The 22,044-nt window shown below is 71.1% G+C and carries 22 protein-coding genes; 10 read left to right on the top strand and 12 right to left on the bottom strand.

Annotated elements, in window-relative coordinates; translation table 11 throughout:
• Nucleotides 1-74: 74 nt before the first annotated feature.
• Entirely contained in the window at nt 75-1,568 is a 1,494-nt protein-coding gene (locus tag Ato02nite_RS07650) for an MFS transporter (protein ID WP_213005697.1), read from the bottom strand.
• Between the two features lie 89 nt (nt 1,569-1,657).
• On the opposite strand from Ato02nite_RS07650, the gene Ato02nite_RS07645 reads away from it, so the two are divergent.
• Nucleotides 1,658-2,278, top strand: a complete 621-nt coding sequence (locus tag Ato02nite_RS07645) for a TetR/AcrR family transcriptional regulator (RefSeq protein ID WP_213005696.1) — start codon at nt 1,658-1,660, stop codon at nt 2,276-2,278.
• A gap of 9 nt (nt 2,279-2,287) precedes the next feature.
• Here Ato02nite_RS07645 and Ato02nite_RS07640 read toward each other — a convergent pair whose 3' ends face one another.
• The 8 genes from Ato02nite_RS07640 to Ato02nite_RS07605 form a co-directional block, all read right to left on the bottom strand.
• The gene (locus Ato02nite_RS07640) at nt 2,288-3,370 is read right to left on the bottom strand and encodes a hypothetical protein (RefSeq protein WP_213005695.1); all 1,083 of its coding nucleotides are present in this window, start codon (nt 3,368-3,370) and stop codon (nt 2,288-2,290) included.
• A gap of 111 nt (nt 3,371-3,481) precedes the next feature.
• Entirely contained in the window at nt 3,482-4,180 is a 699-nt protein-coding gene (locus tag Ato02nite_RS07635) for a GNAT family N-acetyltransferase (RefSeq protein ID WP_213005694.1), read from the bottom strand.
• A complete protein-coding gene (locus tag Ato02nite_RS07630) occupies nt 4,177-5,514 on the bottom strand; it encodes an NtaA/DmoA family FMN-dependent monooxygenase (protein ID WP_213005693.1) in 1,338 nt (445 codons plus the stop codon). The genes Ato02nite_RS07635 and Ato02nite_RS07630 overlap by 4 nt, the downstream gene beginning before the upstream one ends.
• Nucleotides 5,507-6,682, bottom strand: a complete 1,176-nt coding sequence (locus Ato02nite_RS07625) for an LLM class flavin-dependent oxidoreductase (RefSeq protein WP_213005692.1) — start codon at nt 6,680-6,682, stop codon at nt 5,507-5,509. Before Ato02nite_RS07625 ends, Ato02nite_RS07630 begins: the two co-directional genes overlap by 8 nt.
• 1 nt (nt 6,683) lies before the next feature.
• A complete protein-coding gene (locus Ato02nite_RS07620) occupies nt 6,684-7,652 on the bottom strand; it encodes an ABC transporter substrate-binding protein (RefSeq protein WP_213005691.1) in 969 nt (322 codons plus the stop codon).
• 10 nt (nt 7,653-7,662) lie between these two features.
• Nucleotides 7,663-8,406, bottom strand: a complete 744-nt coding sequence (locus Ato02nite_RS07615) for an amino acid ABC transporter ATP-binding protein (protein WP_213005690.1) — start codon at nt 8,404-8,406, stop codon at nt 7,663-7,665.
• Nucleotides 8,403-9,269: an amino acid ABC transporter permease gene (locus Ato02nite_RS07610; RefSeq protein WP_213005689.1), complete on the bottom strand. Its 867-nt coding sequence runs from the start codon at nt 9,267-9,269 to the stop codon at nt 8,403-8,405. Before Ato02nite_RS07610 ends, Ato02nite_RS07615 begins: the two co-directional genes overlap by 4 nt.
• A 33-nt stretch (nt 9,270-9,302) precedes the next feature.
• Complete coding sequence (locus Ato02nite_RS07605; RefSeq protein ID WP_213005688.1) at nt 9,303-10,697, bottom strand: MFS transporter; 1,395 nt, start codon at nt 10,695-10,697, stop codon at nt 9,303-9,305.
• Between the two features lie 75 nt (nt 10,698-10,772).
• Here Ato02nite_RS07605 and Ato02nite_RS07600 point away from each other — a divergent pair, with 75 nt between their 5' ends.
• The 5 genes from Ato02nite_RS07600 to Ato02nite_RS07585 are packed head-to-tail and all read left to right on the top strand — an operon-like array spanning nt 10,773 to nt 16,787.
• Nucleotides 10,773-12,395 (top strand): ABC transporter substrate-binding protein, encoded by a 1,623-nt coding sequence (locus Ato02nite_RS07600; RefSeq protein ID WP_213005687.1) that lies wholly within the window; start codon nt 10,773-10,775, stop codon nt 12,393-12,395.
• On the top strand, nt 12,392-13,306 hold the full coding sequence (locus Ato02nite_RS07595) for an ABC transporter permease (protein ID WP_246606254.1): 915 nt from the start codon (nt 12,392-12,394) through the stop codon (nt 13,304-13,306). The genes Ato02nite_RS07600 and Ato02nite_RS07595 overlap by 4 nt, the downstream gene beginning before the upstream one ends.
• Nucleotides 13,303-14,109 carry an ABC transporter permease gene (locus tag Ato02nite_RS51390; protein WP_246606251.1) on the top strand — a complete coding sequence of 269 codons (807 nt, stop codon included), beginning with the start codon at nt 13,303-13,305 and terminating at the stop codon, nt 14,107-14,109. The genes Ato02nite_RS07595 and Ato02nite_RS51390 overlap by 4 nt, the downstream gene beginning before the upstream one ends.
• Nucleotides 14,106-15,662 carry a nickel ABC transporter ATP-binding protein NikE gene (gene nikE, locus Ato02nite_RS07590; RefSeq protein ID WP_246606249.1) on the top strand — a complete coding sequence of 519 codons (1,557 nt, stop codon included), beginning with the start codon at nt 14,106-14,108 and terminating at the stop codon, nt 15,660-15,662. Before Ato02nite_RS51390 ends, nikE begins: the two co-directional genes overlap by 4 nt.
• Nucleotides 15,663-15,671: 9 nt before the next feature.
• Nucleotides 15,672-16,787 (top strand): LLM class flavin-dependent oxidoreductase, encoded by a 1,116-nt coding sequence (locus Ato02nite_RS07585; RefSeq protein WP_213005685.1) that lies wholly within the window; start codon nt 15,672-15,674, stop codon nt 16,785-16,787.
• 39 nt (nt 16,788-16,826) lie between these two features.
• Here the strand turns inward: Ato02nite_RS07585 and Ato02nite_RS07580 are convergent, their stop codons facing one another.
• Nucleotides 16,827-17,747, bottom strand: a complete 921-nt coding sequence (locus Ato02nite_RS07580) for an NADP-dependent oxidoreductase (RefSeq protein ID WP_213005684.1) — start codon at nt 17,745-17,747, stop codon at nt 16,827-16,829.
• An 11-nt stretch (nt 17,748-17,758) separates the two neighbouring features.
• The gene (locus tag Ato02nite_RS07575; RefSeq protein WP_213005683.1) at nt 17,759-18,784 is read right to left on the bottom strand and encodes an LLM class flavin-dependent oxidoreductase; all 1,026 of its coding nucleotides are present in this window, start codon (nt 18,782-18,784) and stop codon (nt 17,759-17,761) included.
• A gap of 162 nt (nt 18,785-18,946) precedes the next feature.
• On the opposite strand from Ato02nite_RS07575, the gene Ato02nite_RS07570 reads away from it, so the two are divergent.
• The 3 genes from Ato02nite_RS07570 to Ato02nite_RS07560 all read left to right on the top strand — a co-directional run bounded on the left by Ato02nite_RS07570 (nt 18,947) and on the right by Ato02nite_RS07560 (nt 20,715).
• Nucleotides 18,947-19,702, top strand: coding sequence for an SDR family NAD(P)-dependent oxidoreductase (locus tag Ato02nite_RS07570; protein ID WP_213005682.1), 756 nt, complete (start codon nt 18,947-18,949; stop codon nt 19,700-19,702).
• Between the two features lie 126 nt (nt 19,703-19,828).
• On the top strand, nt 19,829-20,059 hold the full coding sequence (locus Ato02nite_RS07565; protein WP_213005681.1) for a hypothetical protein: 231 nt from the start codon (nt 19,829-19,831) through the stop codon (nt 20,057-20,059).
• A gap of 29 nt (nt 20,060-20,088) precedes the next feature.
• Nucleotides 20,089-20,715, top strand: coding sequence for a hypothetical protein (locus Ato02nite_RS07560; RefSeq protein WP_213005680.1), 627 nt, complete (start codon nt 20,089-20,091; stop codon nt 20,713-20,715).
• Between the two features lie 127 nt (nt 20,716-20,842).
• Here the strand turns inward: Ato02nite_RS07560 and Ato02nite_RS07555 are convergent, their stop codons facing one another.
• Entirely contained in the window at nt 20,843-21,526 is a 684-nt protein-coding gene (locus Ato02nite_RS07555; RefSeq protein WP_213005679.1) for an NAD(P)-dependent oxidoreductase, read from the bottom strand.
• A gap of 55 nt (nt 21,527-21,581) precedes the next feature.
• Here Ato02nite_RS07555 and Ato02nite_RS07550 point away from each other — a divergent pair, with 55 nt between their 5' ends.
• On the top strand, nt 21,582-21,926 hold the full coding sequence (locus Ato02nite_RS07550) for a winged helix-turn-helix transcriptional regulator (RefSeq protein ID WP_246606248.1): 345 nt from the start codon (nt 21,582-21,584) through the stop codon (nt 21,924-21,926).
• The last annotated feature ends 118 nt before the right edge of the window (nt 21,927-22,044 follow it).

The following is a 22,044-nucleotide window of genomic DNA, read 5'->3' as shown; positions in this document are numbered from 1 at the left end:
GCCGCTGACCGTACGTAGCGCGAACGCCGGCGCCCCGGGCGGGGAGCCGGCGTTCGATACCTCCGGTGGGTGGGTCAGGCGCGGGCCGCGTTCTCCTTCGCGACCAGGTCGTCCGGGACGGCCAGGCCGGCCGCGCCGAAGACCTCTTCCTCCTCGACCTCCAGGGTGCTCAGGTGGGTGGGCCGGTTCTGCGGCAGCGCCAGTGCGACCAGGGCCGCGGCGGCCAGGGCGAGGATCGCGCCGACCGCGAAGACCGTCACGTACTGCGATTCGCGGGGCAGCGCGACGGGCGCGCCGGGGATCAGGTTGCGGGTGGCCATGGTGACCACGAACGCGGTGCCCAGCGACATGCCGACCGAGCGGGAGATCGAGTTCACGCTGTTGGCGATGCCGGTCTCGGCCGGGCTGACGTTGGCGATCAGCAGGGCGGGCATGGCCGCGTAGCCGAACATGACCGCGGTGTTGACGGCGAACGCGCCGACGATGATCTCCCACGTCGCCGCGTGCAGGAAGGTCAGCAGCCCGAAACCGGCGAACGCGACCAGGGCGGCGATCACCAGGGTGGTCTTGGGGCCGAAGCGGGCGACGAGCCGGCCGCCGAGCGGGGCGGTGACGATCCCGGCGATGCTGCCGGGCAGCAGGTAGACCACGCTGGCGGCGAGGACCGTCGAGCCGAAGCCGTAGCCGGTGAGGGCGGGCGGGGTCTGCACGAAGTAGGAGACCGCGAGGAACACCGCGAACATCGAGAAGCCCAGGAACAGGCCGGCCGCGTTGGCGATGACGAGCGGGCGGTGGGTGAGCATCCGGGTGCTGACCAGCGGGTCGCTGATCCGGCGCTCGGCCAGCACGAAGACGGCGAGCACGACCACGGCGGCGATCAGGCAGCCGATCACGCGGGCGGAGCCCCAGCCCCAGCTGTTGCCCTCCTCGAGCGGCATGATCAGCAGGACCAGGCCGAGGCCGAGCAGTCCGCCGCCGATCCAGTCGATGCGGCCGGTGGCCACGGCGGCGCGCCGCGGCAGGCCGACCACGCCGGCGACGCCGATCACGGTGAGCGCGGTGGCCAGCCAGAACAGCCGGTGGTAGTCGCCGCCGTGCTGCATGACCAGGCCGGTCACGGTGAGGCCGATGCCGGCGCCGACGGCGAGCATGCCGCTGACGATGGCCATCGCACCGGTCAGGCGCTGCGGCGGCAGCTCCTCCCGCAGTACGCCGATGGCCAGCGGGAACAGGCCGAAGCTGGCGGCCTGCATGACCCGGGCCACGATCAGCAGCGGCAGGGTCGAGGTGGTGGCGGCCAGGATCGAGCCGAGCAGCACCACGATCAGCACACCGAGCATGACCGGGCGGCGGCCGCGCAGGTCGCCGAGGCGGCCGAGCATCGGGGTGAGCACGGCCGCAGCGAGCAGGTTGCCCGTCACCACCCAGCTGGCGGCGGTGGCCGACACGCCCAGGTCGGCCTGGATGTTGGTGACGACCGGCACGACCAGCGTCTGCAAGGCGGAGACCAGTAGCACGACGTACGACGCGACCGGAAGGGCCAGCCGGGACGGACTTGATGGAGGCATGACTCGAAGCTAGACGCGCCGCCGATCATTCTCAACACGGTGTCGAAAGCTAAAGATGTGATGTCGAATGCACGCGGTAGGATCGCCGTGTGCCAGCCATCGGAAGTCGCCGCGCACCCACTAAGGGTGATCAGAGAGAGCGGGCCCTGCTCGACGCAGCCCGGGTGGTGCTGCGGGAAAAGCCGATCGGTCAGGTCACGATCGACGAGCTGGCCGGCGCCGCCGGCATCGCCCGCTCGGGCTTCTACTTCTACTTCGAGTCGAAGCAGGCTCTGCTGGCCGCGCTCTGCGACAGGGCGATCGGCCAGACCGACGCCGACATGGGCGATTGGCTGGCCTCCGACGGCCTCGACCGGGCGGCGCTGCGCGAGGGGCTGATGCTGTCGCTCAAGCGCTGGAAGGTCGAGGGCCGCTGGCTGCGCGAGTTCTTCCTCGCCCCCGACCCGGGGCCCGAGGTGCTGGAGGTGCGCGACCGCGTGGTCAACAACGGCTGCACGATGTTCCGGCACCGCATCGAGCGCGACGCGCGAGCGGGCCGGACGGTGCAGGGCCCACCCACGCTGCTCGCCACGATGGCGATCCACCTGCGGCTGACGACGTTCGCCGACGCCTTCGCCAACCCGGACGCGAACGACGAGGACGAGCTGGTCGACACCCTCACCGACGCCATCCTGCGGCTGGTCTACGGCGTGACTCCCACGAAGCGGTAGGCGGCCGGATCAGCGGGCCGGCTTGCCGCTGTCGGAGGTGCGCGGACCGGTGTCCGGCCGACTGCGTCCCGCCGTGGTGACAGGTGAGGGTGCGACCGGCGCGCTGCGCACGATCATGTCCTGTGCCCACCGCTCGGTGAATCCGGCGATGAAGGACAGCCCACCGTAGAAGTGCGCCCGGTTGTCGTCCGTCGCGATCGGAATCAGTCCGCCCTCGAGCAGAAAGTAGAACGCGACGCCGAAGACCGCCCCGATGACCGGCCGGAACATTCCTGCCAGGAACGTGACGAAGCCCCCTTGGTTGACGTCGACCGAGAGTCGCTGACCCCGCGTTATCCGCACCATCACGCTGGTCATGGCGCCGATTCCGCCGCCGATCAGGCAGAACGTGACGAGGTGCTGCTCCTGCTCGGCGATCGGCAGAAGTTGCTCGGTGACGAAGATCGGTATCGCGAGCAGCAGGAGGCCGACCGGCAGACCCAGCAGATAGTGGCGGAACGTCCGATGAATGGCGCCGCGGTCGGCGAATTGCTCGATGCGGTCCAGGTCGTCATCAGCGATCGCGGTGGCGCGTTGCAACGGCTCGGTGGCCGGTTTGTCCGTCGAGGTGGCGGAGTCGACGGTGCCCAGCAGGATGACGGCCACGTCGAAGAGCATGTCGAGACAGAGGTTCCTGGTCCGCCGGGTGAGCACGTTCTTGGCTTCGTGCTCCGTGCGGCGGGCCAGCCAGAACGTACGCCAGAGAGCGTTCATGAACGGTGGGTGCCGCATCGCGACGTCGCGACGATCTATCCAGATCAGCAGCCGGCGCTGTTCCGGCTCGGATTCACCGTCCTCGTTCGTGGTTCCCTGCTGTTTGACGAGCAACGCACAGGCGCAGCTGTTCGGCGCGAAGTAGGAGTTGACGATGGTGCCGTTGCACGATTCGAATTCCGCACGGACCGCGAGCAGGTCCGGATTCCCGTCCTGCTTCACCGCGGCGGCGAGCCGGGGCAACGCCGACAGGCCCGGCATCAGCCCGAGCTGGAACTCCGGGGCAGGCAGCACTCCAGCGGGTGGCAGCCTGTCCTTCGCCTCGTGAACACCGGTCACACCTCGGGATTACGCCGTACGGAGGGCGTCAGCAAGGCAGGCGTCCTCGATCCGACCGGCGGTCAGCCGAGCCGACCCGGACGCGAACGACGGGCGAGTTCGTCAACACCCTCACCAGGCGATGATCCGATAATTGGCAAACGTCGTCTGCCGCCGCAGGTGGAAGCCGATCGACTCGTAGAGGCGGATCGCCGGCTGGTTGGTGGCGGCGGTGTGCAGGAACGGGGTCTCGCCGCGCTCGCGGATGCCGGCCGCCACCGCCCGGACCAGCGCGGTCGCCAGGCCCTGGCCGCGGAAGGCCGGGTCGGTGCAGACCGCGCTGATCTCGGTCCAGCCGGTCGGGTGCAGTCGTTCGCCGGCCATCGCGATCAGTGCGCCGCCGCGCCGGACACCCAGGTAGGTGCCGAGCTCGATGGTGCGCGGCCGGAACGGGCCCGGCCTGGTGCGTTCGATCAGGTCGAGGATCTCGGGTACGTCGGCCGGGCCCAGCCGGATCGCCTCGGGCAGTGGGCGGGCCTCCAGCGAGACGTCGACCATCTGCACGCCCGGGATCCGGCCGGTCACCGTCCAGCCGGGGTGGGCGTCCGGCACCGGGCCGGCCACCGCCACCTCGGCGCCTGGGCCGGTCAGCGTGGCCAGGTCGGCCCACGCCTGCGGGTCGGCCGCGTCGGCCAGGGCGTGGAACCCGGCCACCTCCGGCTGGTAGCGGGCGGCCAGCCCGTGCCGCTCGGCTAGGTGCCGGTGCGGCCCGGTCAGCGACTGCCATACCGCGTTGTCGAGGACGGACTGATCGGCCGAGACCGCGGTCATGCCGGGAACTCCAGGCCGAGGTGGTCGCGCAGGGTGGGTCCGGAGTATTCGGTACGGAACACGCCGCGCTCCTGCAGCAGCGGGACCACCGTGTCGGCGAACTCGTCGAGGCCGCCGGGCGTCACGTGCGGGACCAGGATGAAGCCGTCGGCGGCGTCCTGCTGAACGAGGTCGTTGATGGACGCAGCGACCGTCGCCGGGGTGCCGATGAAGGTCTGCCGGTTGGTCGTCTCGATGATCAGGTCGCGGATGGACAGCTTTTCCGCCTCGGCCTTCGAGCGCCACTCCCTGGCGACGGCGACGGGATCGCGGTTCATCCGCACGCTGGCCCGGCCCCGGGCGATGTGCGCGTCCGAAATATCCGGGTCGATCGAAGGCAGTGGACCGTCCGGGTCGTACCCGCTGAGATCGCGGTTCCACAGCTGTTCGAGGAGCTTGATGGCGGTGGCTCCGCTGACCTGCTGACGGCGTACCACCGCGGCTTTTTCCTGTGCCTCGGCCGGGGTGTCGCCGAGCACGAAGGTGGCCGCCGGCAGCACCTTCAGCGAGTCCCGGCTGCGGCCGTAGGCCGGCAGGCGGCGCTTCACGTCCTGGTAGAACTTCTGGCCCTCGACCAGGGTGCCGTGCCGGCTGAAGATGGCGTCCGCCGTCGCCGCCGCGAACTCGCGGCCGCCGTCCGAGTCGCCGGCCTGCAGGATGACCGGGCGGCCCTGCGGGCTGCGCGGCACGTTGAACCGGCCGGCGATGTCGAAGTGCTGGTCGGTGTGCCGGAAACCGCCGACCGAGCCGTCCCGCAGGAAGACGCCGGAGTCCTTGTCGGCGACCACCGCGTCGGCCGGCCACGAGTCGAACAGTTCCCGGGCGGTGGCCAGGAACTGGGTGGCCCGGGTGTACCGGTCGGCCTCGGCCAGGAAGCCGCCGCGCCGGAAGTTCTCGCCGGTGAACGCGTCCCACGAGGTCACCACGTTCCAGGCGGCGCGGCCGTCGGAGAGGTGGTCGAGCGACGCGAACTGCCGGGCCACCTCGTACGGCTCGTTGAACGTCGAGTTGATCGTGCCGGCCAGCCCGAGGTGGGTGGTGACCGCGGCCAGGGCGGCCAGGACCGTGAACGTGTCGGGACGGCCGACGACGTCCAGGTCGTAGATCTGGCCGCCCTGCTCCCGTAGCCGCAGCCCCTCGGCCAGGAAGAAGAAGTCGAACTTGGCCCGTTCGGCGGTCTGCGCGAGCTTGACGAACGAGTCGAACTCGATGTGGCTGCCGGCCTGCGGGTCGCTCCACACGGTGGTGTTGTTGACGCCGGGGAAGTGCGCGGCGAGGTGGATCTGCTTAGGCAACGCGAGCTCCCTCGAGAAAGCGGTTGGCCGGCCGTGACAGGCCGAGCAGGCCACGCAGGGTGGACGCCTCGTACGACGATCGGAAGGCGCCGCGGCGGCGCAGCTCGGGGACCAGGCCGCGGGTGATGGCGACCAGGTCGTCGGGCAGCCGGGCCGGGCGCAGCCGGAAACCGGTCAGGCCGGCCGCCTGCCAGTCCAGCAACAGATCGGCGAGCTGGGCCGGGGTGCCGGTGAAGATCGCCGCGTCGGAGGTGTAGACCGTGCGGTCGAGGGTGTCGAGCCGGTCCTTGGCGTCCCGCGCCTCCTGCTCGGTGTCGGCCAGGAAGACGACCAGGTCGGCGAAGACGTGCGGGATCGGGATCTCGGCCACGATCTTGCGGGCGTGGTCGGCGTCGCCGGGAGTCACGTACGCGAGGTCGGCGGAACCGGCCGCGAAGGCGTACGGAATCGGCGCGTGCGCGAGGGCCGTGACCAGCGGTTGGCCCTGCGGGGGTCGGGGTGTGATGGACGGGCCCTTGACGCTGAAGTACTTCCCGTCGAACGAGATGTAGTGCAGTTTGTCGCGGTCGATGAAACGGCCGGTGGCGGCGTCACGGATCTCCGCGTCGTCCTCCCAGCTGTCCCAGAGCCGCCGCACCACCTCGACGTAGTCGGTGGCCTCAGCAAAAAGATCTTGGATGGCCGAAACAGCCTCGGAGCTGTTCAGCGACCCGGGGTCGAGCACCGGCAGCGTGCGGCGCCCGAAGTGGCCGGCCTCGTGGGCCCGCCCGGAGACCTGCACCCGCCAGCCGGCCCGGCCCCGCGACACGTAGTCGAGCGTGGCGATCGCCTTGGAGATGTGGAACGGCTCGGTGTGCGTGACGGTCGCGGTCGGTACGAGCCCGATGCGTGAGGTCAGCGGCGCCACCCGGGACGCGATGAGCACCGCGTCGAGCCGCCCGCGCACGTGGTCGGTGCGTTCGTCCGGCCCGTCCGGGCGATCGGTCTGCAGGCCGAGCGCGTCCTCGATGGTGACGAAGTCGAGCGTGCCGGCCTCGGCCTCACGCACCAGGTCGGTCCAGTAGCGGGCCGTCAGCAGTTCCGAAGGCCGTGCCGCGGGCAACCGCCACGAGGCGGGATGCCAGCCGGTTCTCTCGAGCGCTACCGCGAGATGCAGTGGGTCGGGCATGTCACTTCCCGTCGATCGGGAGGCCGGGCGGGTTGACCTCGGGGGTTACGGCCTCGCTGGTCAGGTTCCAGCGTGCCAGGATCTTCTCGTAATCGCCGCTGGAGACCAGTTCGTCGAGCGCGGCCTTGAGCGCCGGGACGAGGCCGTTGTCCTTCTTGGTGGTCAGCGCGATCAGACCCTGCAGGTCGGCGCCGGCCCCCGAGTAGGTGCCCGCGATCTCGCTCTCCCCGGCCACCGCGACGTGGTAGGCGGAGGTCGGGTTCGGCCCGAGGTAGGCGTCGATCTGGCCGGAGCCGAGCGCGAGGTAGGTGGCCTGGTTGGTCTGGTAGTACTTGATGTCGACGGCGGGCAGGCCGTTCGCGACGTCCTGCTTGCTCCATTCGACCAGGATCTTCTCCTGGTTGGTGCCGGACGAGACCGCCACCTTCTTGCCGGCCACGTCCTTCGGTTCGGTGATCTTCAGGCCGGAGCCCTTCTTCACCTCGAACGCCAGGTCGTCCTTGCGGTAGGTGACGAAGTCGTACTTCTGCTTGCGCAGCTCGGTGACCGTGATGTTGGAGGCGCCGACGTCGTACTTGCCGCTGTCCAGGCCGATGAACAGGTTCTCCCAGGAGCTGTTCTGCAGGTCGGGCTGCAGGCCGAGGATGCCGGCGACGGCGCTCGCGATGTCCGGCTCGCTGCCGATCAGGGTCTTGTTGTCGGTGGCGGTGAACCCGAGCGGCGGGGAGCCGGAACCGGCCAGGCCGAGGCCGACGGTCAGCTTTCCGGTCGAGCGGATCTTCTCCGGCACCAGGGCGGCGATAGCGTCCACCTTGGCCGGCACGATCCGGTTCTGCTCGGGGCTGTCGTTGATCTTGACGGTGCCACCGCCGGCGACGGCGGCGACCTCCTTCGTCTTTTCCTCGGGCGCGGCGCAGGCGGCCAGGCCCGCGGCCAGAACAACGGCGATCAAGACCGATTTTGTACGCATGGGAGCTCCACTAAACGAGGACCTTGGACAGGAAGGCCCGGGTGCGGTCGTGCTTCGGTGAATCGAGAACCTCGGCCGGGGTGCCCTGTTCGACCAGGCGCCCCTCGTCGAGGAAGACGATGGTGTCGGCCACCTCGCGGGCGAAGCCGATCTCGTGCGTGACGACGATCATCGTGGTGCCGGCCTTCGCGAGGTCGCGCATCACGTCGAGCACCTCGCCGACCAACTCCGGGTCGAGGGCGGAGGTGGGCTCGTCGAAGAGCACCAGCTTCGGGTCGAGCGCGAGCGCGCGGGCGATCGCCACGCGCTGTTGCTGCCCGCCCGAGAGCTGGCGCGGATAGGAGGCCGCCTTGTCGGCCAGGCCGACCCGGTCGAGAAGTTCGAGGGCCTTGCGCTGCACCGCTTCCCGGGGCCCGCGCATCGCCTCGGTGACGTTCTGCACCGCGGTCAGGTGGGGGAACAGGTTGAAGGTCTGGAAGACGAACCCGATGTCCCGCCGTTGTTCGAGGATCTGCCGTTCGCGCAGCTCGTAGAGCTTCGTGCCGACCTGGCGGTAACCGATCAGCTCGCCCTCGACCCGGACGTGCCCGCGGTCCACCTTCTCCAGGTGGTTGATCACCCGCAGCAGCGTGGACTTGCCGGAGCCGGACGGGCCGAGGATGACGGTGACGCTGCCCGCCGCGACGGTCAGGTCGATGCCCTTGAGCACCTCGAGATGACCGAACGACTTGTGAACGCCGCGAATCTCGATCATCGCCGCCACCCCCGGTTGAAGTGCCGCTCGACGTAGTGCTGGAAGACCGACAGGACCGCGGTGAGGATCACGTACCAGACCGTGGCGACCATGAGCAGCGGAACCACCCGCCCGGTGCGGCCGTAGACGACCTGCACCTGGTAGAAGATCTCGCCGATCGCCAGGACGTACACCACCGAGGTGCTCTTCAGCAGGTTGACCAGCTCGTTGGCGGCGGTCGGCAGGATCGCCCGCATGGCCTGGGGGAGCAGGATGCGGCGGAACTGGCGCAGCCGGGGTATGCCGAGCGCGGCGGCCGCCTCCAGCTGGCGCTGGTCGACCGAGACGATGCCGGACCGGACGATCTCGGCGGCGTAGGCGGCCTCGTGCAGCGCCAGCCCGAGCAGCGCCGCGCCGAACGAGCTGACCAGGCTCTTCGTCTCGAAGTGGAAGAAGCCGGGCCCGAACGGGATGCCGATCTGCAGGGTCTCGTAGAGGTAGCCGAGGTTGGCCCAGAACAGCAGCTGCACGATCAGCGGCACCGACCGGAAGACCCAGATGTAGGTCCAGCTCACCGACTGCAGCACCCGGTTCTTGGACAGTCGCATCGGGGCCAGGACCAGGCCGCCGAGGAAGCCGAGGAGCGCACCGAGGAAGGTCAACTCCAGGGTGACCAGCAGGGCCTGCATCACCGACTTCTCGAAGAAGTAACCGGCGAACGTGGCCCAGTCCCAACCCGGGTTGGTGATCAGGCCGTGGGCGAGCTGGGCGACCAGGACGAGAGCGACCGCGGTGGCCACCCATCGCCAGGGATGACGGGCGGGCACCACGGTGAGCCGCTCGGGCTCGGCGGCCGTCTGGGGGATCGACGTGAGGACATCCACGAAACCCACGCTATGGCCGCCCCGGCAATGCGCTCAAGTCCTATCGGCAATATATGTTTTTACGGACCTGTCAACGACTCGTGGCGTGTCCCGCCAGGCGACCAGGGCGCCGGCCGCGAGCATGCCCGCGCAGATGGCCAGGCCGTGCACGACCGGGGTGCCGTCCGGGGTGTCCACCGCGGCCAGCACCACGCCGGTCACCGCGGCCATCCCGATCGAGGCCGAGATCCGCTGGGCCAGCTGCAGGAACGCGGCGGCCAGGCCGGCCGCCCCGGGCGGTGCGTGGGCGAGCGTCAGGGCCTGGTTGGGTGAGACGATCAGGCCGCTGGCCGCGCCGAGGAAGAACTGGCTGCACATCAGCGCGAGCGCGAGGTGGGCGGGCGGCGCGCAGGCCACCGCCACCCCGGCCGCGATCACCGACAGCAGCGAGCCGATCAGCGCCCAGAACACGCTGATGCGGCCGTAGCGGCCGACCACCCGCCAGCCCAGTGCCGAGGCCGCGGCGAAGGTGACCGCGCTGGGCAGCATGGTGAGCGCCGCGCGCAGCGCCGACCAGCCGAGGCTTTCCTGCAGGTAGAGGGTGAGCGCGAGGGCGGCGGACAGGTTCGCCCCGAACTGGAACATCGCGATCACCACGCCGTTGCGGTAACCCCGCGCGCGCAGCAGCGACGGCAGCAGGATCGGGGTGCCGCCGTCCCGGGCGTACCGGCGTTCCCAGGCGATCAGCACGGCGACCAGGGCGGGCGCGGTGGCGAACCAGACCCAGCGGGGCGGACCCTGCCCGGCCGGCAGGGTGAACGGCAGCAGCAGGCACAGCGTCGCCGCGGCGAGCGCGGCCAGGCCGGGCAGGTCCAGGGTGGAGTGCCGGGTGGTGATCCGGCCGGACGGGAACCACCTGATGGCGAGGGGCACGGTGAGCACGCCGAACGGCACGTTCAGCAGCAGTACGCAGCGCCAGCCGTACTCGTTGCCGAGCGCGCCGATCAGCACGCCGCCGACGAACGGGCCGATCACCGCCGAGACGCCGCCGACGATCGCGTACGCGCCGAGCGCCCGGGTCCGCTCGCGCCCCGCGAACAGTTCCTGGATGACGCCGATCACCTGCGGGTTGACCGTGCCGGCGCCGATGCCCTGCACCAGCCGGGCCACCACGACGACCCACGCGTGCTGCGCGGTGCCGGCCACGATCGCGGCCGAGCTGAAGACGGTGATCCCGCCCACAAACAACCACTTCCGGCCGTACGCGTCACCCAGCCGCCCGCCCGGCACCAGCGCGAGCCCGAACGCCAGCGAGTAACCCGCGATGATCCAGCCCACGGCCCCCGGCCCGGCTCCGAGCGAGCTGCGCAGCGCCGGCACCGCGGTATTGAGGCTCGCCTGGTCGAGGAGGGTGGTGAACGCGGCGGCAAGGCATACAGTCAGGGGCATCGATCTCGCTGGCACCCCTTGCTTATATCCTATTTAAGCTATAGGAAAAAGGGATACTGCTTTCTGGAGGTGGAGATGCGGCACCGTTTCCTGGTCGTCCCGTTGCTGCTCGCGCTGGCCGCGGGGTGCTCCTCGGGCAGCGGCGGCACGGCCGACGCCGGTGACCCGGTCTCCGGGGGCTCGCTCACCTGGGCCGTCGAAACCGAACCGATCACCCTCAACCCGCACCAGTATGCCCAGGCCAAGGCCCGGCTGCTGGTCTGGAACAACTTCGAGGCCCTGCTCACCCACGACGACAAGGGCGGTTACCTGCCCTGGCTGGCCACCGGCTACCAGGTCTCGCCGGACGGCCTGACCTACACCCTGAAGCTGCGCACCGGCGTGAAGTTCAGCGACGGCACCGCGTTCGACGCGGCCGCGGTCAAGGCCAACACCGATCTGCTGCTCTCCGAGGGGTACGCGCCGACGGTCAAGGCCGTGCAGCTGAAAAACCTCAAGAGCGTCGACGTCCTCGACCCGGCCACCGTGAAGTACACGCTGACCCGGCCGGACGTCCTGATCCTCGACTTCCTCTCCTCGCCGCAGGGCGCGATCGTCTCGCCCGCCTCGCTGAAGGCGGCCAAGAACCTCAAGGCCGGCGGGGCCGAACTGGCCGGGACCGGGCCGTTCGTCCTCGACCGCTACGCGGCCGGCCAGGAGATCCACTACAAGAAGAACCCGGCGTACGACTGGGCACCGGCCAACGCCGGGCACACCGGGCCCGCCTACCTCGACGAGATCACCTACCGCTTCCTCAAGGAGTCGTCGGTGCGGGTCGGGGCGCTCACCTCCGGGCAGGTGCAGGTCATCGAGGGCGTGCCGGCCACCGACGAGCCGCAGATCACCGGCAACCCGGCGCTGACGCTGAGCAAGGGGCTCAACTCCGGGTCGGCGTACTCGTACTACTTCAACACCGCGCACGCGCCGTTCGACGACGTCAAGGTGCGCCAGGCCTTCCGGGACGCGCTCGACGTCGGCACCGTCCTGCAGGCCGTCTACCGCGGCACCGCCACCCGGGCCTGGAGCGTGGTCGGGCCGACCAGCCCGTTCTACGACAAGACCCTGGAGGGCACGTACGGCAACGACACCGCCCGGGCCAACGCCACCCTCGACGCGACCGGCTGGGCGACCCGGGACAGCGAGGGTTTCCGTACGAAGAACGGCAAGCGGCTGAGCGCCCGGCTGGTGCAGTCGGCGCCGTTCGTCCGGGACCGCCGCGACATCCTCGCCCAGACCGTGCAGGCCGCCGTGAAGCAGAGCGCCGGCATCGACCTGCAGGTGAGCGTGGTCGACCAGGGCACCGCGACCAAGGCCCTGGCCGACGGGCAGTACGAGATCTTCGACAACTCCCGGGCCGACACCGACGTCGGCGCCGCGCTGAACCTGCTGCTCACCTCGAACGGCGCGATCAACCGCACCGGCGTCAAGGACCCGGCCCTGGACGGCCTGCTCGACCAGGGCGTCTCGACCGGCGACAACGCCGCGCGCACCGCCGCCTACCGGCAACTGCAGCAGCGGGTCATCGGCACCGACGCGCTGATCCAGCCGCTGTACGCCCCGGCCGACCAGATCGCCGCCGCCAAGACCGTGGGTGGGCTGCACTTCGAACCCACCGCCGGCGTTCCGGGCAGCGCCTACAACGTCTGGCTCAGCAAGTGATCGTGCTCCGCCGGCTCGGCGCGGGCCTGGTCGTGCTCTGGGTCGCCGCGACCGCCGCCTACCTGGCGCTGCTCGCGGCCCCCGGCAGCACGGTGGACAGCATCATCGGCGACGGCGCCGACACCCCGCTGATCCGCTCGCAGATCGTCCAGGAGTGGAACCTCGACCGGCCCGCCCTGCTGCAGTACCTCGACTACCTGTGGCGGTTCGGGCACGGCGACCTAGGCCGCTCCTACCTGCTGCAACGACCGGTCCGTGACGTGGTCGGCGACCAGATCTGGCCCACTTTCGAGCTCGCGATCGCCGCCGCGCTGCTCGGCATCGCGCTCGCCCTCGTGCTCGCGCTGACCACCCGCCGGCCCTGGTCGCGGCGGGTCAGCTCGACCGCCGAGCTGGTCCTGGTCTCCACCCCGCCGTTCCTGATCGGCCTGGTCCTGCTGAGCGTGTTCTCGTTCCAGCTCGGCCTGTTCCCGGTCTCCGGCGACCGGGGCTTCGCCGCCCTGATCCTGCCGGCGATCACCCTGGCGCTGCCGGTCGCCGGGGTGCTCACCCAGGTGCTGCGCGACGGCCTAGACCGGGCCCTGGAGGAACCGTTCGTGGTCACCGCCCGGGCCCGCGGCCTGCGAGAACGGGCAGTGCTCGCCCGGCACGCCCTGCGGCACGCGCTGCTGCCGGCGGTGTCGCTGCTCGGCTGGCTCTGCGGCACCCTGCTCGGCGGTGTCGTCATCATCGAGACGGTGTTCGGGCGGCCCGGCCTCGGCCAGGTCACCCTGCAGGCCGTCACCAGCGAGGACATGCCGGTCGTGCTGGCCGTCGTGGTGTTCTCCGCCGCCGCCTACGTGCTGCTCAACACCGCGGCCGACCTGGCGCTGCTGGTCATCGACCCCCGGCTGCGGGGGAGCACCTCATGACCCCGCGTTACCGGGCCCTCCTCGCCGCCGCCGGATTCCTCGCGCTCATGCTGGTCGTCGTGGCACTGCCCGGGCTGATCGCCGCCGATCCGCTCGCCGCCGACCCGTTCCACGTGCTGGAGGCACCCAGCGGCGCGCACTGGTTCGGCACCGACCAGCTCGGCCGGGACGTCTTCGACCGGGTGGTGCACGGCGCCCGGCACTCGCTGACCATCGCGGTGGCGGCCACCCTGCTCGCCGTACTCTGCGGGGTCCTGCTCGGGATGCTGGCCGGCCTCTCCCACCGGTACGCCGACGAGGCCCTGGCCCGGTCCTTCGACGCGCTGTCGGCGTTCCCGCTGATCCTGCTCGCCCTGCTGTTCATCGCGATCGCCGGCACCGGGCCGGTCAGCCTGGTGGTCGCGATCGGCCTGGCCACCCTGCCGCACTACGCCCGGGTGGTGCGGGCCCAGACCTTCGTCGTCCGGCAGGCCGGGTACGTCACCCAGGCCGTCGCGTTCGGGCATTCGCGCACCCGGCTGGTCGTCCGGCACGTGCTGCCCAACGTGCTCGGGCCGGTGCCGGTGCTCGCCATCATGGGCCTCGGCGAAGCCATCCTGTTCGCGGCCGGGCTGAGCTTCCTCGGCATGGGAACACAACCGCCGTCGCCGGAATGGGGTGCGATGCTCTCGGAGGGACGCAACTATCTGAGCGTGGCACCGTGGGTGTCGGTCATCCCGGGCGTGATCGTGACGCTCACCGTGATCGCCCTGACCGTCGTCGGCCGCCACCTGCAACGCCGCGTCGAGGGGAGGCTCGCGTGATCTCCATCCGCGACCTGCACGTCGAGTTCCCGCACCGGCGCGGGCTGGTGACCGCCGTGCGCGGCATCGACCTCGACATCCACCCCGGCGAGTGCGTGGCCATCGTGGGGGAGTCCGGCTCCGGCAAGAGCGTCACCGCCCGCACCCTCGTCGGCCTGGCCGGGCCGGGCGCGATCGTGCGCAGCGAGCGCTTCGACATCGACGGCCAGGACGCCCGGCGGTTCACCGACGATCAGTGGCGGCAGCGCCGCGGCGGCTTCGCCGGCCTCATCCTGCAGGACGCGCTGGTCTCGCTCGACCCGCTGCGCACGGTCGGCGCCGAGATCGGCGAGGTGCTGCGGGTGCACGGTCACCGCGGCGACCGGGCCGCACGCGTACGGGAACTGCTCAGCACCGTGCACGTGCCGGAACCGGAGCGGCGGGCCGGGCAGTACCCTCATCAGCTCTCCGGTGGGCTGCGGCAGCGGGCGCTGATCGCCTCGGCCATCGCCGGCGGGCCCCCGTTGCTGATCGCGGACGAGCCGACCACCGCGCTCGACGTCACCGTGCAGGCCCAGATCTTGGCGCTGCTCGCCGAGCGGCGGGCGGCGGGGGAGACGCTGCTGCTGATCAGCCACGATCTCGCCGTGGTGGCCCGGCTCGCCGATCGGGTCCTGGTCATGCGGGACGGGCTGATCGTCGAGGCCGGCGAGACGGGGACCCTGCTTTCGGCGCCGGGTCATCCGTACACGAAAAAGCTGCTGAAAGCCGTGCCGTCGGCAGCGACCCGGGGGAAACGCCTGGGTGGGACCGGCGAAGTCCGGCCGGCGGAGCCGCCGGGCGAGGCGGTGATCGAGGCCCGCGGGCTGACCAAGCGGTACGGGAAGCACACAGTCGTGGCGGACGTCGACCTGACCGTGGGCCGGGGCGAGATCGTCGGGCTGGTCGGGGAGTCCGGGTCAGGCAAGACGACCGTGGCGCAGCTGCTGTTCGGGCTGGTCGCGCCCACGTCCGGGAGCGTCACGTTCGAGGGGGCGGCCTGGACCGGGGTGCCGGAACGGCGACGCCGCGCCCTTCGCCGGCGGATGCAGTTCATCTCGCAGGATCCGCTGTCGTCGTTCGATCCACGATGGACCGTGCGCCGGATCGTGGCCGAGGCGCTGCCGCGCGGTGCCGCCGTCGAACCCCTGCTGGACCGGGTCGGGCTCGGCGCCGGCCTCCTCGACCGGCATCCCCGGCAGCTCTCCGGCGGGCAGCGGCAGCGGGTCGCCATCGCCCGCGCCCTCGCACCCCGGCCCAGCCTGATCATCTGTGACGAGCCGGTCTCCGCGCTCGACGTGTCGGTGCAGGCGCAGGTTCTCGACCTGCTCGCCGACATCCGGGCCACCGACGGCACCGCCCTGCTGTTCATCTCGCACGACCTCGGCGTCGTGCACCACCTGGCCGACCGGGTCCTGGTCATGCACGACGGCGCCGTCGTGGAGTCCGGACCGGTCGACGACGTGTTCCGCCGCCCAGCCCACGAATACACCCGCGCCCTGCTCGACGCGGTCCCCACCCTCGAGACTCTGTAGGAGAGACCGATGACCGTACCGCTGTCGATCCTCGACCTGTCGGGGCTCGTCTCCGGTGGCACCGCCGGCGACGCCCTGCGCCGCACCCTAGACCTGGCCCGGCAGGCCGAACAGTTCGGCTACCACCGGTACTGGGTGGCCGAGCATCACCTCACCCCGGGCGTCGCCAGCTCACAACCGGCGCTGCTGCTCGGGCAGATCGCGGCGGTCACCGACCACATCCGGCTCGGCTCCGGTGCCGTGCAGACCGGTTTCCTCACCCCGCTCGGCGCGGTCGAGCAGTTCGGCATGCTCGACGCGCTCTTTCCGGGGCGGTTCGACCTCGGGCTGGGCCGGTCGGCGCAGCGCCGCAAGTCGATCCTGGCCGAGCCGCCCGAGGTGGAGGTCACCGAGGCGCGGGTGGTGGACGGACTGCTCATCCCGCAGTCGTTCTCGTTCCAGCCGATCCTGCGGTCCTCCCGGTCGGCGCTGTTCGCCAAGCTGCTCACCCAGCCGAACGCCGAGCCGGCCGACCTGACCAGCGCGTTGAACGACATCCAGACCCTGCTCGCCGGGCCCTACACCGACGACGACGGCAACGAGGCGCGGGCGGTGCCGGGAGAGGGCGCCGATCTGCAGATCTGGATTCTCGGATCGAGTGGTGGGGAGAGCGCCCGGGTGGCCGGCGCGAAGGGGCTGCCGTTCGCGGCGAACTATCACGTGGCGCCGGCCCGGGTGCTGGAGGCGGTCGAGGCCTACCGGGCAGCCTTCCAGCCGTCCTCGGTGTTGAGTGAACCGCGCGTGATGGTCTCGGCCGACGTCATCGTGGCCGAGGACGAGGAAACCGCCCGGCAGCTGGCCGTTCCGTACCCGCTCTGGGTGCGCAGCGTCCGCACCGGTGCCGGAGCCATCCCCTACCCGAGTCCGGCGGAGGCTTCGGCCTTCGCCTGGACCGAGGAGGACCGGCAGCTGGTCTCCGACCGGGTCGAGACCCAGTTCGTCGGGACACCGGAGCAGGTCGCCGAGCGCCTGGAGACGCTGCGCCGGGTCACCGGGGCGGACGAACTGCTGGTCACCACGATGACCTACGACCACGCCGACCGGGTGCGTTCGTTCGAGCTGCTGGCCAAGCACTGGTACGGCTGAGCCGGAGAGCCCGGCCGCGGTCGGCGGCCGGGCCTCATCTCACGCCGGGTTGGTGATGACCACCTTGCCGCGGGCGTGGCCGTCCTCGACCCGGCGCAGGGCCTGACGGGCCTCGGCCAGGGTGAAGACCTCGACCACCCGCGGGTTGAGCACGCCGTCCGCGACCCAGGTGGCGACCTGCTCCAGCACCGCCCGGGTGCGGGCCCGCTGCACCGGGGCGCCGCCCAGCCGGGCCACCGTCGCCCGGTCGGCCGCCGACACCAGCTTGGTGCGGTCGTCCAGCAGGGCGGCCAGCTCCTCCAGCTCGCTGCCGCCGACCAGGTCGAGGATGCCGTCGATGCCCTTCGGGGCGGCGGCCCGGACCCGGTCGGCGACGCCCTCGCCGTACTCGACCGGGACCACCTCGAGCAGCTCGACGAAGTCCTTCTTGGCCGCGCCGGCCGTGCCGATCACGGTGATCTCGTGCAGCCGGGCGATCTGGGCGGCGGCCACCCCTACCCCGCCGCCCACGCCGATGATCAACAGAGTGGAGTCGGGCGGCAGGTCGAGCTGGACCAGCGCGTCGTGCGCGGTGGCGGCGGCGATCGGCAGGGTGGCCGCGTCCTCGAACGACACCACCGGCGGGCGGCGGGCGGTCAGCTCGGCCGGCAGCAACGCGTACTCCGCGTAGGCGCCGGCGACGGTCTGGCCGAACACCTCGTCGCCGGGGCGGAAGTCGGTGACGCCCGGGCCGACCCGCTCCACCACACCCGCCGCCTCGCCGCCGAAGACGGCCGGCGCGGTGGGCTCGGGGGCGCCGAGCGGGCGGTAACCGGTGCGCTTCTTCCAGTCGACCGGGTTCACGCCGGCCGCCCGCACCCTGATCAGGATCTGGCCCGGGCCGGGTGTGGGCTTCGGGAGGTCGAGGAACGCCTCCACCTCGGGCCCGCCGAGCGCGGTATAGGCGTACGCCTGGGGCATGGTTTGTCCTTTCAGTTCCGCAACAGCGGCAGCAGCGTTTCGCCCTGGCGCTCGATCTCGGTGAGATAGGGGGTGTCGGACAGGACGAAGTGCGTGATGCCGAGGTCGGCGTAGCGGCGCAGGGACCGGGCCACGTCCGCGGCCGAGCCGACCAGCCAGGTGGTGCCGGCCCCGCCGCCGCCGTACTTTCCGGGTGCGGTGTAGAGGTTCTCGTCGAGTATCTCGCCGCGCTCGCTCAGATCCAGCAGACGCTGCTGGCCCACCGAGGGGTGCGGGTTGTGGTCGGCCTGCATCACCGCGACCCGGGCCCGGGCGTCGGCCCACGCCTGCTCGGTGGTGTCCCGCACGACGGTGGTGATCCGCAGGCCGTACTCGAGTGGCGCGTGCTCGCGGCCGAGGCCGGCGCTCAACTTCTTCAGACGCTCAATTCTTTCCTGTACGCCGTCGAGCGGCTCGCCCCAGAACAGCTGCACGTCGGCCTCGGTCGCGGCGACCCGCTCGGCCGCCGCCGAGGCGCCCCCGAAATACAGGCGCGGGCGGCGGACCAGCGGGCGGGGCACCACGGTCGAGTTGTCGACCCGGAAGTGCTCGCCGTGGAAGGTCACGTTCTCCTCGGTCCAAAGACGACGGATCAAATGCATGAATTCCCGCGTACGGCCGTAGCGGTGCGCCTGGTCGCCCTCGCTGTCCCCGTACGCCTGGAGGTTGTCCTTTCCGGACACGATGTTGACCAGCACCCGGCCCCCGCTGAGGTGGTCGAGGGTGGCGGCCGCCGAGGCGAAGTTGGCCGGTCGCCAGTAACCCGGCCGGGTCGCGATGAGCGGCTGGAACGTGGTGGTGCGGGCGACCAGGGCGGTGGCTACGGTGAAGGTGTCGGGGCGGCCCCAGCCGGTGCCCAGGAGCGCGCCTCCCCAGCCGTACTCCTCGAGGGCCTTGGCCTGCGCGGTGAGGGTGTCCAGGCTGTTGTGATCGGCGGTGACCTCGTCGCCGCGATGGCCGGGCAGCACCTGGTTGGGGATGTACCACAGGAGTTCCATGGAGTCTCCTTCGTATATCCCACTGAGCATATAGAGAATATATGTTTGGCGGCTACCGATGGGGCCTATGGCCTCGCGTCTGACCTCGCAGTGAGAGGATCAGGCAAGAGGCGGCGAGCATCGTTCTAACGTATTAGCAGCTCACGATGGTTGTCTTGGGTCATGACAATCGCAATCGTCACCGGGGCGAGCTCCGGTATCGGGCAAAGCGCAGCCATCGAGATCGCCGCTCGTGGGAGCGGGGTGATCCTCACCTACTCGGGTAACGAAGCCGGTGCGCGGGACACCGTCGCGACCATCGCAAAGGACGGGGGTACGGCCGTCGCACTGCCGCTGGACGTGGGGCGGTCCGATACCTTCCCGGCCTTCCGGGACGCGGTGGCCGGTGCGCTGCGCGACACCTGGCAGCGTTCGTCCTTCGACCACCTGGTCAACAACGCCGGGTTCGGGCACATGGCGATGTTCGGCGAGACCACCGAGGACGACTTCGACCGGCTGATGCGGGTGCTGCTCAAGGGGCCGTACTTCCTGACCCAGGCTCTGCTGCCGCTGATCGCCGATGGGGGCGCCATCGTCAACGTGGCCAGCAACGCGGCGTTGCGCACCACCGAGCCCGGTTACTCCGCCTACGGCACGATGAAGGGCGGGCTGGTCACGCTCACCCGTTACCTGGCCAAGGAGCTCAGCCCGCGCGGGATCCGGGTCAACTCGGTCTCACCCGGCTCCACCCGCACCCGGATCGCCGGCGACGCCTTCGCCCGCTTCCCCGAGGTGATCCCCGCGCTGGTCGCCAAGACCGCGCTGGGCCGACTCGGCGAACCGGACGACGTCGGCGTCGCCATCGCCGGCCTGATCGGCGCCGACGGCCGCTGGATCACCGGGCAGGACCTCGAGGTGTCGGGGGGCTTCAACCTTTAGTCACTCTCCCAGTGACACCAACCTGACCGAGAGCTTCCGATCATATGTTCGAATCCGGCAGGATAGGTGTCCTGGAGGTGACGGGGGATGGTCTTCCTCTTTGTGTTTGTCTTGATCGTTTTGTCCGTGTGCGCCGTGTCGGTGTGGAAGTGGGTCGGCCCGGAGCCGGCCGCCGCACGTCCGTGGCGCGCTGACGTGAAACCACCACCCGACTCGCCCGTGGCCAGCACCGAGGGCGTGCTGGCGGCCCAGTTGGCGGCCGGCGACATCACCCCCGAGCAATATGCGGAGGCGATGGAGCGGCTGGCGGTCCGCGACGAGTCGCGATACCCGTTGGTCGTGCCGCCGGATCGATAAGTATGGTCGCCCCCGACGACGGGGGAGACATGAACGATCGACGATTCGCCGTGCTCGGTGCGGCGGCCCTGCTTCTGCTGGCCGGTTGCGCAGGCCCCGGCGAGCGACCGCAAGGCCCGCCCACCGAGCCGGCGGCGGCCATCACGACGCCGCCCGGCAAGGACACCCTGCCCTGCACCAGGGCGGCGGCCGTCAAGCCCGGCCGCAGCGCAACGGCCGCCGCGACCGCCGAGCCGGCCGACGACAGCCCACTGCCGAGACCCTCCGACGAATACCGCGACGAGGCCTACCGCGGCGAGATGATGCAGCGGCAGATGCGCGCCAACCGGATGTTCCTCGACCGGCACGAGCTGCCGAAGTCGGCAGTGCCCGGCGCGGTCAGGTGCGCCCTGGCCGCCGAGGACGCCCTGAAACCGCTGGCCGAGACCCGGAAGTTCGACCAGGCCGCGGTGACGAGGGCACTGGCCGCGCACGGCCTGCCACACGCGACGGTCCGCAAGCCCGCCACCCACGACGTCGGCTACGGCGACGGTTTCACCATCGCCGCGTGGACCGGCCAGGCCTGCGTGCTCGGCTGGATCAGCCGCGCGAACGGCTACCAGGTCGAATACGGCAGCCAAACCGCCGACGGCGGCTGCCTACCCGCCGCCGACTGACCACCGCGCCGCCCGCGCGGTTCTGCGGCGGGTGCTCGGGTGGCCGAGTGCCGCGCTGTGCGCGCGGCTGAGTGCCGGGTCGCTCGTCCGGCGGGTCGCCTGGCTGCTCGTGTGGCTGGGTGGGTGGTCAGGCCGGTGCGATCGGGTGGTCGGGTGCTGCGGCGTGGACGGCGGTCTGTCGGCGGTGTCGGGTGGGGTGGTCGATCTGGTCGAGGACGGCACGGGCCAGGTCGGCGTAGGCCAGAGGGGTGTCCTGATCCTCGGCCGTGTCGTCGCCCAGACGGTAGGTGCCGGTTGGTGGGGCTTCCGCGGAGAGGCCCGGCGGTGGGGCCAGGAGCAACCAATCGGCGTCGCTTTCCGTCAGCCGTTGCAGGCCGGCCGCGTGGGCCAGGGCGAACGGGCGCAAGGATGGCGGGAACAGCGCAGGGTCGTCGAGCACGCGCGGGCCGTCCGGGCGGGTGCGGAGCGTGGCGAACAGGCCCACCACGATCAGGCGGGGAGGCTTCGCGGCCAGGAGGGCGTCGGCCACCCGGGCGTACCAGGCGGTGTCGAAGCCGTCGAACGACGGCGGCGGGGCGGTGAACGGGGTTACCGCGCTGACCACTGCCGCACAATCCGCCGCGGCTTCACGTGCCGACGCCGGATCGCGGGCGTCGCCGGCCACGACCGACACGTTCGGGGTGGCCAGGCCGGGGTGGCGGGCCGGGTCGCGCACGACGGCGACCACCCGGTGGCCGCGGGCGGCGGCCTCGGCGACGATAGGGCGGCCGGCGCGGCCGCCGGCGCCGAAAACAGCGATGGAGGTGGGCATGGCGGGGACGGTAGCGTCGGGGGTGCCGGTCACTTCAACGAAACCGGGAGCGTACGTGGTGGATCGCATCGATCCCGCCTGCCCGTCGGCGGAGTTCCCGTTCCAGGTCGGCGGCAAATGGACCGGCATGATCGTGGTGCTGCTGGTCGGCGGGCCGCGCCGCTTCACCGACCTGCGCGACACCCTCGCCGGTGTCACCCCGAAGGTGCTGACCGAGACGCTGCGCGCCATGCAACGCGACGGCCTGGTGCTCCGCCGGGAGTTCCCGGCAAACCCACCGCACGTCGAATACGAGCTGACCGCCCTGGGCGCCAGCCTGATGGAGCTGATCGACGCGGCCCGCTCCTGGAGCGACCGCCACATGCCCGAGCTGCTGGCCGCCCGCCACGCCAACGGATAGCGTGGGCGGAAGACCGACGGAGACCCGGAGCCGGAAGCGGAAGCCGACGGGGAGCCGGCGCTGGTCCTGGGCTGCGGGTGAGCCGGCTCGGATCATCCGGCCGGGTGGCGGGATGATC

This window comes from Paractinoplanes toevensis, from assembly GCF_018332695.1.
In the GTDB taxonomy this organism is placed as follows: Bacteria; Actinomycetota; Actinomycetes; order Mycobacteriales; family Micromonosporaceae; genus Actinoplanes; species Actinoplanes toevensis.
Note: the sequence above shows the minus strand (reverse complement) of the source record. Positions and strands in the feature narration are given on the sequence as shown.